Origin of the sequence: Flavobacterium pectinovorum, from assembly GCF_900142715.1 — a bacterium.
Taxonomy (GTDB): Bacteria; Bacteroidota; Bacteroidia; order Flavobacteriales; family Flavobacteriaceae; genus Flavobacterium; species Flavobacterium pectinovorum.
The window spans coordinates 431,422-449,693 of record NZ_FRBX01000003.1; the positions used below are offsets into that span (position 1 = coordinate 431,422).

The 18,272-nt window shown below is 34.5% G+C and carries 11 protein-coding genes; 1 reads left to right on the forward strand and 10 read right to left on the reverse strand.

The features are described 5' to 3' along the window. Positions 1-4: 4 nt before the first annotated feature. From BUE22_RS12485 to BUE22_RS12535, 10 genes are all read right to left on the reverse strand, one after another. Entirely contained in the window at positions 5-2,278 is a 2,274-nt protein-coding gene (locus BUE22_RS12485; RefSeq protein WP_073395309.1) for a GH92 family glycosyl hydrolase, read from the reverse strand. Positions 2,279-2,467: 189 nt separating this feature from the next. Next, a complete protein-coding gene (locus BUE22_RS12490) occupies positions 2,468-4,744 on the reverse strand; it encodes a GH92 family glycosyl hydrolase (RefSeq protein WP_073395310.1) in 2,277 nt (758 codons plus the stop codon). A gap of 211 nt (positions 4,745-4,955) precedes the next feature. Then, positions 4,956-6,944 (reverse strand): beta-mannosidase, encoded by a 1,989-nt coding sequence (locus BUE22_RS12495; protein WP_084540253.1) that lies wholly within the window; start codon positions 6,942-6,944, stop codon positions 4,956-4,958. Between the two features lie 347 nt (positions 6,945-7,291). Next, positions 7,292-8,809 carry a SusD/RagB family nutrient-binding outer membrane lipoprotein gene (locus BUE22_RS12505; protein WP_073395509.1) on the reverse strand — a complete coding sequence of 506 codons (1,518 nt, stop codon included), beginning with the start codon at positions 8,807-8,809 and terminating at the stop codon, positions 7,292-7,294. 10 nt (positions 8,810-8,819) lie between these two features. Continuing rightward, positions 8,820-11,909, reverse strand: coding sequence for a SusC/RagA family TonB-linked outer membrane protein (locus tag BUE22_RS12510; RefSeq protein ID WP_073395508.1), 3,090 nt, complete (start codon positions 11,907-11,909; stop codon positions 8,820-8,822). Positions 11,910-12,210: 301 nt separating this feature from the next. After that, positions 12,211-13,221 (reverse strand): LacI family DNA-binding transcriptional regulator, encoded by a 1,011-nt coding sequence (locus tag BUE22_RS12515; protein ID WP_073395312.1) that lies wholly within the window; start codon positions 13,219-13,221, stop codon positions 12,211-12,213. A 287-nt stretch (positions 13,222-13,508) separates the two neighbouring features. Further along, a complete protein-coding gene (locus tag BUE22_RS12520; protein WP_243396817.1) occupies positions 13,509-14,012 on the reverse strand; it encodes a murein L,D-transpeptidase catalytic domain-containing protein in 504 nt (167 codons plus the stop codon). Between the two features lie 253 nt (positions 14,013-14,265). Then, positions 14,266-15,528, reverse strand: coding sequence for an MFS transporter (locus BUE22_RS12525; RefSeq protein WP_073395313.1), 1,263 nt, complete (start codon positions 15,526-15,528; stop codon positions 14,266-14,268). Positions 15,529-15,549: 21 nt separating this feature from the next. After that, positions 15,550-15,777, reverse strand: coding sequence for a hypothetical protein (locus tag BUE22_RS12530; RefSeq protein WP_073395314.1), 228 nt, complete (start codon positions 15,775-15,777; stop codon positions 15,550-15,552). A gap of 6 nt (positions 15,778-15,783) precedes the next feature. Next, positions 15,784-16,380, reverse strand: a complete 597-nt coding sequence (locus BUE22_RS12535) for a TetR/AcrR family transcriptional regulator (RefSeq protein ID WP_073395315.1) — start codon at positions 16,378-16,380, stop codon at positions 15,784-15,786. A gap of 250 nt (positions 16,381-16,630) precedes the next feature. On the opposite strand from BUE22_RS12535, the gene BUE22_RS12540 reads away from it, so the two are divergent. Further along, positions 16,631-18,196, forward strand: coding sequence for a histidine kinase (locus BUE22_RS12540; RefSeq protein ID WP_084540254.1), 1,566 nt, complete (start codon positions 16,631-16,633; stop codon positions 18,194-18,196). Positions 18,197-18,272: the final 76 nt, after the last annotated feature.

Sequence of the window (18,272 nt, forward strand, 5' to 3'; positions counted from 1 at the left end):
ATTATTATTTTGAATTTGAATAAGAATAAGGATAGTTTTTTGCTGAAGTTCCTCTTTTTAAATTAGGAGAACTTGTCATATCGAAATTTAATTCGCCGCCTTCTAATACATTAAAATGGTTGATATAATTATTGGAATAGTTTTTATTGCCCCATTCTAACTCTTCGACATATCGGTTAATTTCAGAATTATCGGGAGCGTTGATAATAAACTGTTTTCCATTTTCTAGTTGTAAGGTCACTTTTTTAAACAAAGGCGCTCCCAAAACATACTCTTCTGTTGCGGGGCAAACCGGATAAAATCCCATTGCAGAGAAAATATACCAGGCCGAAGTTTGTCCGTTATCTTCATCTCCACAATATCCATCCGGTGTTGGTTTGTATAAACGATTCATTACTTCTCTGGACCAATATTGTGTTTTCCACGGTTCTCCTGCATAATTATACAAATAAATCATATGCTGAATAGGTTGGTTTCCGTGCGCATATTGCCCCATATTCATGATCTGCATTTCGCGAATTTCATGAATTACAGATCCGTAATAACTGTCATCAAAAACCGGTGGCGTTGTAAAAACAGCGTCTAATTTTGCTGTGAAATTTTTCTCACCGCCCATTAAATCAATCAAACCTTGTATGTCATGAAAAACGCTCCAGCTATAATGCCAGGCATTTCCTTCTGTAAAAGCATCTCCCCATTTTAGCGGATTAAAATTGGCCGGAAAACTCCCGTCCAGATTTCTTCCGCTCATTAATCCGATCGCCGGATTATAGAGATTTTTATAATTCATCATTCTTTTTTCGAATAATTTAATCTCTTTGTTTGGGCGGTCTAAGGCTTTTGCCAGTTTCCAGATCGCGAAATCATCATAAGCGTATTCAAGCGTTCTGGCAGCATTTTCATTAATTTTTACATTATAAGGAACGTAACCTAATGTATTATAATACGAAACTCCTTTTCTGCCCACAGCATCCATCGGTCCTTCATTGTTGGCGCCGTGCACTAAGGCTTCATACAATTTATTGATGTCGTAACCACGCAACCCTTTCATGTAAGCATCAGAAACTACTGAGGCCGAATTATTTCCTACCATCACATTTCTAAAACCGGGACTTGACCATTCGGGCAAAAATCCGCCTTCTTTATAATCATTAATCAAACCTTCCTGCATTTCCTTATTTATCGAAGGATAAACAAGATTTAGCAATGGATAAAGAGCACGAAAAGTATCCCAAAACCCTGTTCCTGCATACATATAGCCCGGTAAAACCTTGCCGTTGTATGGACTGTAATGAATAACATCGCCATTAGAATCTATTTCATATTGTTTTTGAGGAAAACAAGTTGCACGATATAAACAGGAATAAAATGTTTTTAGCTGTTCTTCAGTTCCACCTTCGGCTTTAACTTTACTCAAAACAGTATTCCATTCTTTTTTAGAGTTTTCTAAAGTTTCCTGAAATGATGATGTACCTAATTCGTTTTTCAAATTCAATTCCGCTTGTTCCGGACTAATAAATGATGAAGCAGTTTTTACATTTATTATTTCTCCTTTTTTGGTTTTAAAAGTGACTATTGCGCCCACATGAATATTAGTCTTCTCTAATTTATCTTTTTCTAAAATTTTATCGTGCCAGGTATAATTGGATGTAAATGGTTTATCGAATACCAAAACAAAATAGTTTTTAAAATTCGTTGGAACTCCACCACTATTGCGCGTTGTATAACCTATAATTTTATTTTCTGATGGAATTATTTTGATGTAAGATCCTTTATCAAAAGCATCAACAACTATCGAAGATTTCTCGTTTTCCGGAAATGTAATTTGAAAATGTGCTGCTCTTTCTGTTGCCGTAATTTCTGTTGTAACATCATAATCAGCAAGATAAACGCTGTAGTAATATGGTTTTGAAACCTCAGCTTTATGGCTGAACCAAATTGCTCTTTCTGTTTCGTCAAAAACTATTTTGCCTGTTACGGGCATAATCGAAAATTGTCCGTAATCGTTCATCCACGGCGAAGGCTGATGCGTTTGCTTAAATCCTCTAATTTTTTCGGCAGTATACGTATACGCCCATCCGTCTCCCATTTTACCGGTTTGCGGCGTCCAGAAATTCATTCCCCAAGGCCTGCAAATAGCGGGATAGGTATTTCCGTTTGAAAGATTGGGCAACGATTGTGTTCCCATTAATGGATTTACATAATCTACGGGGTCTAACTGTGCATTTGCTGTAAAACACTGTATTAATCCCAAAAAAAACAAATGCGTTATTTTCATATTCTGTATAATTATCCTAACCCGTTTTTAAAACCCGTCAGGTCTTTGTTGTAAAATGTGAATTGTCGACTTCCAAAGCTTTGTCAAAGTTTTAAACTTTGACAAAGCTTACGTAATCCAGAACTTAAATTATACCTACAAGGTTTTGAAAACCTTGCAGGAGATGATGCTCAATTCTTAAATCTACAATTATTGAGGTCTGACTTCTTTTTTTACACCAAAAGTCGCCGAAGGTTTGCTTCCCATAAATAATTTCAATTCTCCTCCGTTTGCAATCATATCGTGTATTATGTATGATTTTGTATACGGTTTTCCGTTGTATTCTGCTTTTTGAATATAAATATTTGTAGCACTATTATCAATCGCTTTCAATGTAAATGAAATACCTTTTTTGTGATGAATTGTGGCTTCGTTTACCAATGGACTTCCCAAAACATAAATTCCATTTGCAGGATTAACAGAATAAAATCCCATTGAGGATAAAACATACCAGGCTGACATTTGCCCTAAATCTTCATTTCCGCATAATCCGTCTGGTTTAGTCGAATAAAATTTATCATCAATTTCCCGAATTAATTTTGCAGTTTTCCAAGGCTGGCCTGCGTATGCATACAAATACGGAATATGATGATTTGGCTCGTTTCCTTGTGCATATTGCCCGATTAAACCACTAATATCCGGAGAAACTTCTTCACCTTCTACTTTATCTGTTATCAGAAATAATTGGTCTAATTTTTCTAAAAACTTAGTTTCACTTCCAAACAAATCAATTAATCCATACGGATCCTGTGGAACCAGCCAGGTATATTGCCATGCATTTCCTTCTACATAATCGTCTTTTCGGTGTGCTGACGAAAGCGGATTAAAAGGTGTTCGCCAATTTCCATCGGTTAATTTTCCTCGCATGAAAGTGGTTTCCTTATCAAAATAAAGCTTATACAAATTGGCTCTTTTTGTAAAATAAGTATAATCTTCTGTCTTGTTTAAGGTTTTTGCCATTTGCGCCACACAGTAATCATCAATAGCATATTCTAAAGCGTTTCCAACAGATTCCAGCATTTTATCAGCAGGAATATATTCTAATTTCTGAACATAATCCATTCCGTCGCGGGTTTGCATGGCTGTTTTTTTGATGGCTTCGTATGCTAAATTAGTATCATAATCTCTGTAGCCTTTTAAATAGGCGTCTACAATTACTGCGATCGAATGATTTCCGTTCATGGTATTGGTTTCATTGCCCATTAAATGCCAAACGGGTAATCTTCCCTGCTGTTGGTAAATTGCCAAAAATGATTTTACGATGTCATTAATTTTATCCGGCTGTGTAATGGTGTACAAAGGATGTAAACCTCTGTAAGTATCCCAAAGTGAAAAAGTCGTGTAATTGGTAAAATTGGCTTTTTCGCAAACCTTTTTGTCTGTTCCTCTGTAATCTCCGTTTGCATCATTAAAAATAGAAGGCGCAAATGCAGTGTGATACAATGAAGTATAAAAAACCTTCATCGTTTTATCATTGGCTTTTATCTGAATTTTACTTAATTCGTTGTTCCATTTTGAGGTGGCTTCTTTGACTATTTTATCAAAATCCCAATTCGGAATTTCGGTTTTTATGTTTGCTAAGGCATTCTCGTAACTTACCGGGGAAATTCCAACTTTTACTAAAACCTGTTTGTTTTTTAAAGATGTAAAATCTAAAACTGCTTTCATTTTTAATCCTTCGCCTTCGTTTCCTGTAACAGCTGTTTTATCATCATACAATGCCATGTTTACAATTGATTCAGAGAATTCGATTGCAAAATAAACACGCTGATCGACAGCCCATCCCGAAGAGAAACGATAACCAACAATTGTCTTGTCGTTTATTTTTTTAATGAACGTTTTTACGGGTTTATCCCATCCTACACCATCGGCAAGATCTAATAAGATATGAGAATCTGTAGCACCGTTAAAAGTATATTTATGAAAACCAACTCTTTCGCTCGCCGTTAATTCTGCCTTGATTTTATATTTATCTAATAAAACACTGTAATAACCGGGTTTGCTTATTTCATTTTCATGTGAAAAATAAGAACCGTAACCGTTTACCATATCTTCTTTTGTGCCTTTAAAAAGCGGCACTTTTCCTGAAACTGGAAGTAAAAGAATATCATTTAAATCACCAATTCCGGTTCCGCTTAAATGCGTGTGCGTAAAACCTAAAATGGTATTACTGGCATAGTTGTAACCGCTGCACCAATCCCAGCCCTCAAAAATATTTACAGGTCCTAACTGAACGGCTCCAAAAGGAACATTGGCCCCCACAAAAACGTGACCGTGACCTGCTGAACCTATTAACGGATTTACGTATTGCGTGTAATCGATACTTTTTTCTTTTGCTTTCTTTTGCTGTGAAATTGCAGGATTGGCAAAAAATAGGTTTATCGCTAAAATACTGGTAAAGACTGTTTTGTTATACTTTGTAAACATTATTCTATATTTTTTATTTTACTTGTGTGTTGGGCCACGGATGACACGGATTTTGGCGGATTCTAACGGATTTTTTTTAATTCTTTGAACATAGGTTTAACCGCAAGGTTCGCAAAGTTTTTGCCTTTGAACCTCTGAACCTTTGCCACTTTGAACCTAAAACCTTAGTACCTTAGTATCTCAGTCCCGAAGCTTCGGGATAGAACCTTAATTAATATTTCTTCAAAACCTCATATAAAGAAAAAACTTTAATAACTGGCTCTTTAATTTTCCCTTCAAAAGAAATTGTTTTTTCTTCTCCTTCTTTCAAATCTATGTAATTATCGCTCCATTTTCCGGTATATCCATTTATGGAAACATATACGTATTTTGCTGGTTTCACAGCTTTTAAAGTTACTTTATTTCCTTTTACTACCCATATTATTTTTGGATCTTCGAGTTTTAAATCGATTGGGCGTGTTAACTCAATTTCAGGGGTTTTGTCATCCCGATAGGCTTCTTTCATCGCGTACCACGCCGCTTTGGGCTGTCGATCGTAATAATCGGTTACGCTCCAGCTTGCTACAGGCCAGCAATCGTTAAGTTGCCAGACTAAAGTTCCCATATTGTAGGGTGCTTTTGAACGATGGATTCCGATGATATTTTTTAAGGCAAAATATTGCAGACATTGTGTGAGATAGGTATAATCTTCAACAGACATCTTTTTTATTTTTTCTGAACTGATGAAATAGCGATTCAGGTAAGACTCTAATTTCATAAATCCTTTTCCGGCTTTTTGATGCGCTTCCAGAATATCTGAATATAAATATCGGTCTTCCGGCAAGGTAAATTTTTCTATTGAAGAATAATTGGGCATTGCTTCCATTCCATATTCGCTCACAAAACGTCCTGTTTTTTTCTCTGTGATTTCAATATCCTGTAAACCCCACCACGTTCCCCAATAATGACTGTCGCCCTGGGTAGTACTCTTTTCTTTTGACCAATGAAATAAAGGTGAAGAACTAATGTAAGGTCTTTTTCCGTCGACTTCTTTTACCCATTTCGGAATACTGTCGTGAAACAATCTTACGTAATCATGCCACAAACGGGTTGAATCTTGTTTGGACATTTTCATGCTTTTTTGCCAGCCCCAACTTTTAAAAGCTTCATCGCTTTCGTTGTTACCGCACCATAAAACGATACTTGGATGGTGTCTCAGGCGTTTTACCTGATACTGAACTTCTTCTTTTACATTATCAAAAAAAGCTTTGTCACCGGGCACCATTGTTCCGGCAAACATAAAATCCTGCCAGACATTGATTCCGTATTTATCACATAAATCATAAAAATAATCGTCTTCGTAAATACCGCCGCCCCAAATACGAAGCATATTCATATTGGCATCTTTTGCAAGAGCAATTACTTTTTCATATTCTTTTTTGTTCATTCTCGAAAGAAAAGCATCAGACGGGATATAATTGGCGCCTTTCATATAAACTGGTTTTCCATCAATTTTAAAATAAAATGATTTACCAAGACTGTCCGGCTGTTGTATTAATTCTATTTTGCGATTTAGAACGTATGGTTTCTCCGAAGATTTTTCATCGTAAGCTTCTAAACGCGGTGTTTTCCATATTCCACATGTGGTGAATTTTGGTCCCCAATCCCATCCAAAATGGTATTGTGCTTTGCGAACATAAGCTCGTGGATTGTCCGGAATTATAAAGGGCAAATCTTTTTTTGCCAGTGAATCGACTACATTTTGCGCCGATTTGAAAACGACAACCAAATCATTATTTCCTGATTTTAAAATCTTCTTTACATCTACACGCCATTGACGGAACATGTTATTGGCTGTTAAAATCAATTGGTTGTTTAGATAAACTGTTGCGTAGGTATCTAAACCGTCAAAAACCAGTTCTGTATTTTTCTTTTTTAATGTTGATGCGGTAACTTTAAAAGTAGTTTTATATTCCCAATCTTTCTTTTCTATCCATTGTACTTTTTTTTCATTGTCTCTGTAAAATGGATCCGGAATTGCTTTATTATTCAGTAAATCAGTGTGAATTTCTCCCGGCACTGTGGCTGGAAACCATTTATCAGTTTTTATTTCCCGATATTGCCAATCTTCTTTTATATCAATATTTTGAGCATTGACTACAAATGAGAGATTCGCAATATAAAGACATATTAACCAATAAAAGTTTTTTATAAATTTCATTTTTTATTTTTTTGCTGCAAGTAATGGAACGCGGATGACACGGATTTAGGCGGATTTTTTCTGATAATCTTTGAATATAAATTTACTGCAAAGTGTAATTTTTTCTTCCTTTTGAACATAAAAATTTAACCGCAGAGTTCGCAAAGGTTTTACGCAATCCCGAAGCCTCGGGACGCAAAGTTTTTTTGAAGCTTTGAACATAAAAGTTGATATAAGTTCGCAAAGCTTTGTCTCTTTGAACCTCTGAACATTTGTCCCTCTGAACCTTCAAAAAAAATAAGCCGGGCGCGGTACAGGTAATCCTACCCGGCTTAAGTCAAAAACTCAACTAACTGACTAAATTTAAACTATTGCTTATCCCACCAGATTCTGGTTGTCATTCTGTCTAATCCCTGACGGCTTATTGCTTGTTGATAATTATCTGCATTTGTTAAAAGCTCTGACTGATCGTAGATTAATCTTCTCGGAATTGTTCCATTTGTTTCTCCCGTAGGATCATTTACCGGAACTAAAACCGGATATCCTGTTCTTCTGTATTCTGAAAAAGCTTCAAAACCATTAAACAACAATACAATCCATTTTTGAGTGATAATCTGTTCGATTTTTTCAGCATCAGTTCCTGCAGTTTTAAACGGATAAGTGGTGATGTAAGTGTTGTATTCTGCACTTGTAACGGCTGGAACTTTGTCTCCAAAAATGGTTAGTATTTCCATCGCTGCTTTAACTCCGTTTTCATAGTATTGCTGTGCACTTCCGCCAACGTTCCAGCCTTTTACTGCTGCTTCTGCCAATATGTATTGAACTTCGGCATATGACATAATTAATGTTGGTGCATCTAAACGTAATACTGTTGAAGTATTTGGGTCTGAGAAAACTTTTTTGTCTCCTCCCGGAAAGTCTTTAGCATCATTGGCAAGACCTTGTTGGTTTGCAGGGTTGTTATCTCCCGTTGCTTCTAATTTAGCATAGATTCTTAAACGCGGATCGTTTGTGTTTTTCAATAAATCGATAAATGTTTTACTGAATTTTATATTTGCTTCTCCGCCGTTCAAATCATTTGTAACCCATGCAGAAGTGATAGGATTTGTTCTAACTCCTTGTGGACCTGCATCATGTTTTAAAACAAGGCTGTCATCATTTGAAGTAAAAATACCTTTTGCAACTGCTTTTTCTACATATTCTTTAGCTTTAGCCGGATTTACTTTAGATAAACGCATCGCTACTCTTAGCATTACGGAATTGGCCAATTTTTTCCATCTTGCAACATCGCTTTGGTAATACAAATCTGCTGCACCAACAAAACCTTTGTTAGCATCCAACGCTGTTCCGGCTTCGTCTAATTCTTTTAAAAGGTCATTGTAAATAGCTTCCTGAGTGTCATATTTTGGGGTAAAAATATTTCCATTGTATCCTTTTCCTGCTTCAAAATAAGGAACTTCTCCATAAGTATCTGTTAGTTTTTGAAACATTAAAACTTTCATAATTCTTAAAGCCTGAATTGTGTTTGAATTTTCATCAGTGTTTGGTAAAACCGACATTAACTGATAAATCTGGTTCAATCCTTTTCCGTAAGATTCTCCAAAAAGAGCCGCTGAATATTCAGAAGAATAGGTGTATTTTGAACCTGCTCCTCCTGGTGAAGAAAATTGCTGTACGATTTGTGCTGCATAAATGTTATTTCCTCGTGTATTAGAAAAATCCTGACCGTCAACATAAATCTCAGCAAGTGTAAACATCGATTTTATTGCAGGATCTGTTAAGGCATTTGGATTCGTATTCATTTCTTCAAATCCTTTATCGCATGATGCTAATGTCATGGCACTAACAATTGCGATACAAAATATTTTTATAGCTTTATTTTTCATCTTTTTATTATTAGAATTTGACATTAAGTGTTAAACCATAATTTCTTGTCAAAGGCATAGAAGCTCTTTCAAGTCCCTGAGCATTACTATTATTATAGTTTGACTCTGGATCGATATTAGGCACTTTGTCATAAATTGTCCATAAATTATGGGCAGAGAATGCTAAACTAATCGATTGGAAAGGTGTTTTTTTGATATACTCTTTTGGAAAATTGTAGCTAAAAGAGATTGCTCTTAGTTTTACAAAATCAGCATCGTAAACAAAATTTGATGTTACATCGCTATAACTTCTCCAGTAATCGTATGCAGAAACGGTTGTGTTTACAGGATTTCCGTTAGTATCAGTTCCTGAAACTGCAACTCCGCCTTCACGGCCAGGAAGCGAAGCTTCAGATAATCCGTAACGCATTCCTAATTGGTTTGTTGCAGAATAAATTTCTCCTCCAAATTTCGCATCTACGAAAACAGAAAGTGTGAAATTTTTATAAGAGAAATCATTTGAAAGTCCCATTGAAGTTGGCGCAACACCTTGTCCTGCAATGATTAAGTTTCCTCTAAGGAATTTACCGCTTGGGTCAAGTACAATATTTCCGTTTGCATCTCTCAAATAATCATAAGCTTTGATTACACCAAAAGGCTGTCCTTTCTCTAATACTACTGAAGCTCTTGCATCTCTGTTATCATCTAAAAGTTTTGTTGGAATTTTATCGGAAAGATTAACAACTTCACTTTCGTTGTAAGCAAAATTGTAACCAACACTCCAGCTAAAATTAGGTGTTTTTACTGCTTTTACATTTACGGCAAATTCAACACCCTGATTCAGGATTTCTCCCACATTGATTTTTGTAGTTCTGTAACCGGAAGCTTTAGAAATATCAGCATCGGCAATATCATTCGTTGTTCTTTTTTGGTAAAAAGTCAAATCTGTACTTAATCTGTTGTTGAAAAATGTATTTTCGAAACCAAATTCGATTGTACTTACATTATAAGGTTTTAAATATTTGTTTGGAACTGTTTCTCCATTAATACCTAAAATTGTCTGTCCTTGCGAATCTGTTTGTCCGTCTGGCGCAGTATAAGTTAGTGATAAAGCATAAGCATCCGGCAAAGCTCCACCAACATTACCCCAACCTGCTCTAATTTTACCATAAGACATCCATTCCGGTAATTTAATTACTTCAGAATAAATAAAACTCGTACTCACAGATGGGTAAAAAGTACTGTTATTTGCCGGATCTAAAGTTGAAAACCAATCTTCACGGCCCGTTAAACTCACATACAAGAAATCTTTATACCCTAAATCTGCTGAATAAAAAAGTGAATTTACCTGGCTTTCAGAAAATAATTTTTCTGTTTTTACAGGTTGAGTGTTTGCATAAAAATACTTGAACGGAACTATGAAGTTATTTCCTCTCATTTTAATACCACTCATTCTGTTATCCTGACGGTTTGCTCCGATAAAAGCATCTAAAGAAAGATTTTTAACGATATCGCCTTTGTATCCTAAATAACCTGAAGCATTAAACTCAGAACGGTTTTGAACTGTGTTTTCATAAGCTCCTCCCGGTGCATAGTTAATTCCGGTTGGTTCGATCTCTGTAAATTCATAATTAATATCATCGATACCCACTACAGCTTTTGCGTAAATTTTATCGGTAATATTATAATTTACTTTTGCAGAACCTATAAAACGTTTTCTAAGATCGTTGTTCAGGTCTTCCTGCGTAGCAAAATATGGATTTGTCTGATATACATTTGATGCAAAATAGTCTGCCTCTCCTCCATTTTCATCATAAGCATTGTTGATCCATCTAATGTCTGTTCCCGGAGTCATAAAAGTAACCGGAAAAGACGGGTTTCTTGGAGAGTCATTCAAATAAGGTCTGTTATGACTTTTCTCAGAAATATACTGTGCATTTGTCTCTATGCTTACCTTTTTGTTTGGCGCTGAATTCAAGCTCAAAGTCACGTTATTTCTTCCAAAGTTCGTTCCTGGCAAAATAGATTCGTCTTTAGTATTTCCAAAAGATAACCTGAAATTAGTCGTTTCGTTTCCTCCGGAAATTGCTAAAGTATTACTGAAAGAATATCCGGTTCTGTAGAAATTTTTAACGTTGTCTTGTCCGTATGCCTGATATGGTCTTGTCGTTCCATCGATACCAATAGAAGGGGTTCCGTCGTATTTATCACCCCAGGCAAAATAGTAAGAATCCCTAAGTTCCTGTAAACTTGTAAATCTTGTTGCAACACCATTTACAGGCGCTCCAGCTCCGTATTGATCCTGCCAATGTAAAAGAGTTGCTGGTGTATTGAAGGTAGAATTTGTACTAAAATCTACTCCAATTCCAGTTCCGCTTTTTCCTTTTTTAGTTGTAATCAAAATAACACCGTTTGATCCTCTGTACCCGTAAAGTGCAGAAGCTGCACTACCTTTTAATACAGACATCGAAGCGATATCATCCGGATTGAAAGAGGACATCCCATCTCCTTTATCGGCTCCTCCATACATACCGGCATTTCCTTGCTGACTATTGTCTATCGGGATACCATCTACAACATATAAGGGCTGGTTAAGTCCTGAAGCAGAAGTTGCTCCACGAATAACAACACGGCTGGAACCAGATGGTCCTGTAACCGGCGCAGAAACATTAACTCCGGCAATTTTTCCCTGAAGTGCATTTCCTAAATTGATTTCTTTATTTTTTGTCAGGTCGTCTCCTTTTAGTTCTCCAACTGCGTATCCTAAACTTTTTCGCTGTTTTTTAACCCCAAATGAAGTTACAACAACATCTTTTAATTCCTGTGTATTTTCTACCAATACAACTGAAATTCTGGTTTCATTTTCCTGAAGTACTACTGATTTTGATACAAAACCCATAGAAGATACATTTAAAGTAACTTTACCTTCCGGAACGTTCATTCTAAATCGACCTTCAGCGTCTGTAATTGCGCTAAAAGGTTTTCCCTGAACTTCGATTGATGCAGCAACAACTCCCTTGTTGTCTCCATCTGCTACTATGCCTGTTATTAAGCGGTTTTGTGCTACAGCTCCTAAGCTGCTCAACAACACCATCGCTAACATTGCCAATATTCGTTTCATAAGCATTTTTTGGTTTAATTTTGTTTTGATTTTGTTTTGTTTAATCTGCTTGTTTTAATAATTAATAAAAATTTGAACTCAATTGTATATGGTATTCAGTGGTCTCCACGCATTGAATACTATTGGATTATAGCAACATAGACTTTTTATATTTTACGCAATCGATGTAGCAAACTAGATATAACTGTATAGTGAATTATTTATTTTACTCAACTAAAATTTTACTAAAACGATTTAGTAAAAACGGTTAAAAAAAAACAAAATCAATTTGCTTTTATTTTTTCCTATTTCAAGCTGGTTTTTACACCGATTCTCTTATAATTAATTTTCCTTTTTTAAGGCTCTTTTCTACTTTATAAACCTCCATATCAGTCATCTGACTCATTAACAATTGTATAGATTTAACAGCAATTTCTTTTATTGGCTGTTCAATCACTGTAATGGTTGGCGTATGTAATTTAAAACTGTCATGATCGTCAAAACTAACAACCGAAATATCCTGCGGAATTCTGATTCCCATATCTTTAAAAGCTTGTAAACCTGTAAGTCCCATATAATTCGTTAGAAATATAACGGCATCGATTTCTTTATTCTTCTGAAAAAATTCTACTACAGCTGCAATTCTGTTTTGTTCATTGCTGTGATATTTCATGTGAAGAACAAGTGAATCTTTATAAATTCCCGCTTCCTTCAACGCGTCTCTGCAACCATCTTCCCTCAATGACATCTGAATCATTTCAGACGTATTATTAACAACTGCAATATTCTTACAGCCTTTATTAATCAGGAATTTGGTAGCTGAATTTGATGCTTCGTAATTATCCATTGCAACATGGCTTACTCTTTGTCCTGGAAAATACCTGTCTATTAAAACTACCGGTTTTTTCAATTTTATAAGAAGCTCAACACTTTCTTCCAGATTTTTTGTGGGAGTTATAATAAAACCATCTACGTTAGCCTGCAAAAGACTATGTATTAATTCTTGTGAACGTTCATCATCATCGCCTGTACTGCAATAAAAAACTCTGTAATCGATATTTTTAGCCTCGTCTTCAATTACTCTGGCCAAATCAGCAAAGAACTGATTGGAAATATCTTCAACAATTAAACCAATAGATCGCGTTTTTCCGGTTCTAAGGCTCGTCGCTATCATGCTTGGTCTATAGTTAAGCCTTTCTGCTACATCTTGTACTTTTTTAATAACAGCACCACTAATTCCCATTTTCTCTCCCTTACCATTAATGACAAAAGATACCGTAGATATGGATACTTCGGCTTCTGTAGCAATATCCTTAATAGTAATCTTTTTCATTCAGCAGATTGTGGTTTTGTAAGCTTATTAACGATATCACAAATATATGCAAAAACAATTACTAAAACGATTTTGTAATTATTTTTTTGAATAAATCGTTTTTTTATTCGACTAAATTAGAATAATCATTAGTAAATATAGGCATTTAGCAAATAATTATTTTTTTTATAAGGCTATTTTGACCATTACGATTTATTAGTAATAAACGTTCAAAATGATGTTTGATTTTGAATTGTCAATGATTTTTTCGAGTCTTTTAAAGAAGTTTTCGTTTACCATTTTGACAGCTATGACTGTTTGAATATGTAGTAATCCTGTTCCTCTTCAGGAACTGCAGAATAAGGGTGTAAAACAATGGCTCTTTTTGAAGCATTGCTGTTGGTTTCGTCCATACCGGATAATCGATATGATTTCCCAAACATTCCGTTATATGATTTTCCAATAGAATATCTCCCTAATGATGTGGAATTGGAGTTGGGTTCATTGCTAAATTTTAGCTCACCTTTTATTTTGGTTTCAGAACCAGAACCATGGGCCACAACTCCCTGATCTATAATTTTTTCATTTACAAGATCGTAAACAAAAAATCTGTTTTTTCCGGATTTGATTTTCATATCAACAAAAAAAGCAATCTTAGTATTATAATTTGATTTAGTATTGATTATTGCTTTTACTTCTGTTACTTGTTCATTAAATCTTTCTAATTCGGCAGCTGTAAATGAGTTATTATTTTCCTTTATATTTCCAAAAAAACTTACCGCAAAAAATAAAATTAAATTGAATATTTTCATAAAAATGTGTTTTTAAAATTTAATAAAAATCTAAGTAAACTGAACTTTTATTTATCCTGATTTCAGCTCAAACATGCACCCAGATTTAAGTATGCAAATTTACATTCGAACAAAAACAAAAAGACGATTTAAAAGACTGTAAAACAAAACAATACGACTTATTTCTTTTCGATATTACATTTATAAATTAAGTATAAAAAAAGCCCTGCAAACATAAGTTTACAAGGCTTTTTATTTTAAGTATTTTGAAGTTTTATTCTATAATAACCGGTGTTTCCAAAGCTTTATCTTTTGATTTTGCCAATTGGTTTACTCTCCACATTAAAAATACTGTCATTAATGTAACGACTGCAATTACATAACCCAATATGTCATAGTTTTCTAATGGCGAAGTTTTTGTTTCCTGATGAACAATAAACCCGGCACAAACGGCTGCAATTCCACCAGCAATTTGTTGCAAAGATGAAGTAATAGACATATAAGCACCGCGATCTTTCATTTCGGGAATTGCTGTATTAAGGGTTGTTGCGGGAATCATACGGCTCATAATTCCCATAAAAAGAATCATATTGATTACGACAATTTCCCATAACGGAATTGGATCAAGATTAGTGTAAATTAAAATCATTATAACAGAAATCACAGATCCTGCCGCAAACAATTTAAACTTACTTACTTTATCACTCAATTTTCCAATCAAAGGCATTATAAAAAGTACCGAAAGTCCGGTGAAGAAAAATACCATTGGCAATTGAAGATGACTGATATGAATGTTGTTTACCAAATAGGCGGTGCCAAATGGCTGCAGCATAAAACCTCCAACAGAAAGAAAGGCGATTGCTGTAAATCCTACCTGATAATGTTTGTTGCTTAATGTGTGCCAAAGATGCAAAAAAGGATTTTTTTCTGACTGCAGTTCTAAGTGTTTGGTTATGGGCTGCATTTGTGTAATTATGGCAATTAAAATAAGCACTCCCAAAACGGCAATCATAATAAATGCCGAATGCCAGCCCCAGTTATTTGCAAAATATAATCCTACCGGAATACCCAAAATCTGACTGGTTGCAAATGCCATTTGAATAAAACCCATGACACGTCCTCTCTGCTGAATAACAAATAAATCGGTTACAATTGCCAATGAAACCGAACCAATAACGCCACCAAAAAGTCCGGTAACGATTCTTGCCATCAGCAACATTAAATAACTTGTAGAAAGGGCACAAAAAACTGTTCCGATAATAAAACCTGTATAAAAGAAAATCAAGAGTTTTTTTCTGTCAAACTTATCAGCAAAACCTGCGGCAAGCAATCCTGAAATTCCGGCACTAAAGGCGTAAGCAGAAACAGCAAAACCAAAGTTTGCAGTTGTCATATCCAATGTTTTCATCAGGATATCTCCCAAAGGAGAAATTACCATAAAATCGAGTATAACGGTAAATTGTAAAAGTGCCAGTATGGCAATAATTATTTTTTGATGTGAAGTAAAAGCAAAGCTTTCTGTTGTATTTTTTTCCATATAAGATTGGTGATATTTTGATTAAGGTAATTCCTGGCACTCGTGGCCAAGTTCATTGATGATGCCGATAATTACTTCTGGCTGCAGCGTTTCTGAAACAACGCGAAGTACACGATCGACATCTTCACAATCGACACTCCATTGCTGAATATCCTTGTGATTGCCCAATGTTGTATTGATGGCACAATCCGGATATATTTTATCAATGTTTGTTTTAAAAATGTGTATTTTGTGTAAATCTGTTTCCATAATTTTTCATGGTTTTAATGCTTTAATAGTCGCCTGAAAAGCTTCTCTCATTATTTCTTTGGTCAACACAAATGGTTTTCCTCCCATACTTTTACCTTCGGTGTGAAAATTCAGTAAAGTATATAATGGCCCATAAGCGATGCTCCAAAAAGCTTCAAATGTCATCGGAATTAGCTCTTTATTTTTCAGTCCGTTGTCGATAAACTGTTTCATAATAGCCCTGAAATCTGAAAACTCTTTAATTGAATCTAAAATAGTTTCTGCGTGAGGCGAATGTTTGATTATTTCAAAAAATGCAACTTCTTTTGGATATTTCATCGTAAAGTTGGCGCGGTTTTCCCATTGTTTCCACAAACCTTCTTCAAAGGACATATCCGGCGAAAAATCTTTAACCGTTCCCGAAAAGAACTTTAATGCCATTTTTCCGCCTATTTTTTGAATTAAATCATCTTTGTCTTTGTAATAGATATATAAAGTGGCTACAGAAATAGAACAGGCTTTTGCTAATTTATTCATACTAAAACCCTGAAATCCATCTCGTACAATTTGGTCGATTGCATTTTCAATAACCAAATTTTCTTTATCAATATCTCTTATTCTCATGACAACTATTTTTGACAAAGGTAAAATAATAAATGAATGAACATTCTTTTATTTATTATTTTTTTTATGAAGCGTAATTTTTTTTTACTTTCTTAAGTATTGATTAAATCAGTAAACCTTTACAAGAGCAGTAAAAACAAAGTAAAATCACCAATATCAAGGGTTTAATTCAAAATCGATTTAAAAGAAATACTATATTTGCCCGGCAAAAAAAATCCACAATTAATATTCCTTTATTTAAAAAACATCTTTGAAATTCACTTTAAAAAATATCTTTTCAGGCCGAAACTTTTTCATTTTAGGAATTATTTTTATTGCCCTTACATTGCTTTCTCTTTATGTATTAAGTAATTTGATTACGCAGATAACCGAAAAATCGAATACAGAAAGTACACATCGCAACTTTCTTAAAAGAGAAGAAGTTGTACAACAGGAATTTTCACGTTTTCTGGACACACAAAAAGAGCTGGATCATATTATCAAAATTAGTAATACACAAAATCTTGCCGATCATTTAAAGGTTTTAAGTACGATTCATGCCAATGACAGTTTGATTAAAAACAACTGGTTTCAGATCAATGATAGCAAAATTGAATTTACTACTTCTAAAAGCAATTCAAATCTTGATGCTATTATAAAAGATTTTATTCTAAAAAATAATTCTAAAAATCAATCGAGTAGTATTGTTAAGGATAATGAAAACATTTTTTGGCGTATTTATTTTAAATCTATTTCAGAAAACGGAACCATTGTTCGATACGGTTTTGATGTTGATCTTAAATCACTGCAATCTTATTTTAAGAACATCAATAAGAATTTACCCAATTACGCTTTTGTTTTTGATAAAAAAGGAACAATTCTTTATCATCCGGAAGTAAAACTTCTGAATCAAAATGTTTTTAAGATTACCAATATGACTCCGCAAGATACTACGTTTATCAATGACGAGTTTTATGGTAAAAAAATTGCGCTTTCTGAATATCTGAAATTAGATATTGTACGATATACAAAACGACTGAATGTAAAAAACACAAACTGGTATATTAGCGTGAGCTCTCCCAAAGAAATTGGAAGTGAAGATGTTGAGGCTGTCAAAAAATACGCTTCGTTAATATATGTCATTACGACTTCGATATTGATTTTGTTTTTCTATCTGTTTACTATTTTTAATAAAAAGACTTTTAAGGAAAAAGCTGTTTTATCAAAAGAAAAAAACAGGCTTCTTCTCGAAAATGAAAAGATAAATAAAGAGAAAGCCCTCATTCAGTTACAACAGCTGAAAGAGCAGATTAATCCGCATTTTTTATTCAATTCGCTCAATTCGCTGTATATGCTTATTGACAGTGATACGGGCGTAGCACGTAAGTTTACTTTGAATCTTTCGAAAATTTACCGATATCTTATTAATCCGCCGGTGCAGAATATCGTTACGCTGCAGGAAGAATTACTTTTTATCGAAAAATATATCTTTTTACAGCAAACCCGTTTTAAGGAAGAATTCGTTTTTACCATTAATACTATTGATGATGAAAATGTTTTGTTGAAGAAAGTTCCGTATCTGGCTTTTCAGATTGCTATTGAAAACGCCATAAAACACAATATTGCTTCTGATGAAACCCCTCTTAAAATCAACATCGAAATTAGAGAAAATGAGGTTGTTATTACCAATAATCTAAACGAGAAACCTAGCTTTGGACAAGAGTCTAAATTTGGTCACAAATACCTAGAAAGTATTTATTCTTATTACTCTAAAACTCATTTTCAGGCCTACAAAAAAGACGGGGATTTTACTTGCATTTTACCGCTTATTGGCTAAAAAGAAAACATTCACTCCCAAAAAAAAGCCACTCACTCCATTTTGTTTTTTTTAACATTATTTACAGAATAATTTC

Coding starts and splice junctions, on each gene's coding strand:
- BUE22_RS12490 (WP_073395310.1), bottom strand. CDS start 4,744: ATGTTTACAAAGTATAACAAAACAGTCTTTACCAGTATTTTAGCGATA.
- BUE22_RS12505 (WP_073395509.1), bottom strand. CDS start 8,809: ATGAAAAATAAAGCTATAAAAATATTTTGTATCGCAATTGTTAGTGCC.
- BUE22_RS12515 (WP_073395312.1), bottom strand. CDS start 13,221: ATGAAAAAGATTACTATTAAGGATATTGCTACAGAAGCCGAAGTATCC.
- BUE22_RS12530 (WP_073395314.1), bottom strand. CDS start 15,777: ATGGAAACAGATTTACACAAAATACACATTTTTAAAACAAACATTGAT.
- BUE22_RS12485 (WP_073395309.1), bottom strand. CDS start 2,278: ATGAAAATAACGCATTTGTTTTTTTTGGGATTAATACAGTGTTTTACA.
- BUE22_RS12495 (WP_084540253.1), bottom strand. CDS start 6,944: ATGAAATTTATAAAAAACTTTTATTGGTTAATATGTCTTTATATTGCG.
- BUE22_RS12520 (WP_243396817.1), bottom strand. CDS start 14,012: ATGAAAATATTCAATTTAATTTTATTTTTTGCGGTAAGTTTTTTTGGA.
- BUE22_RS12535 (WP_073395315.1), bottom strand. CDS start 16,380: ATGAGAATAAGAGATATTGATAAAGAAAATTTGGTTATTGAAAATGCA.
- BUE22_RS12510 (WP_073395508.1), bottom strand. CDS start 11,909: ATGAAACGAATATTGGCAATGTTAGCGATGGTGTTGTTGAGCAGCTTA.
- BUE22_RS12525 (WP_073395313.1), bottom strand. CDS start 15,528: ATGGAAAAAAATACAACAGAAAGCTTTGCTTTTACTTCACATCAAAAA.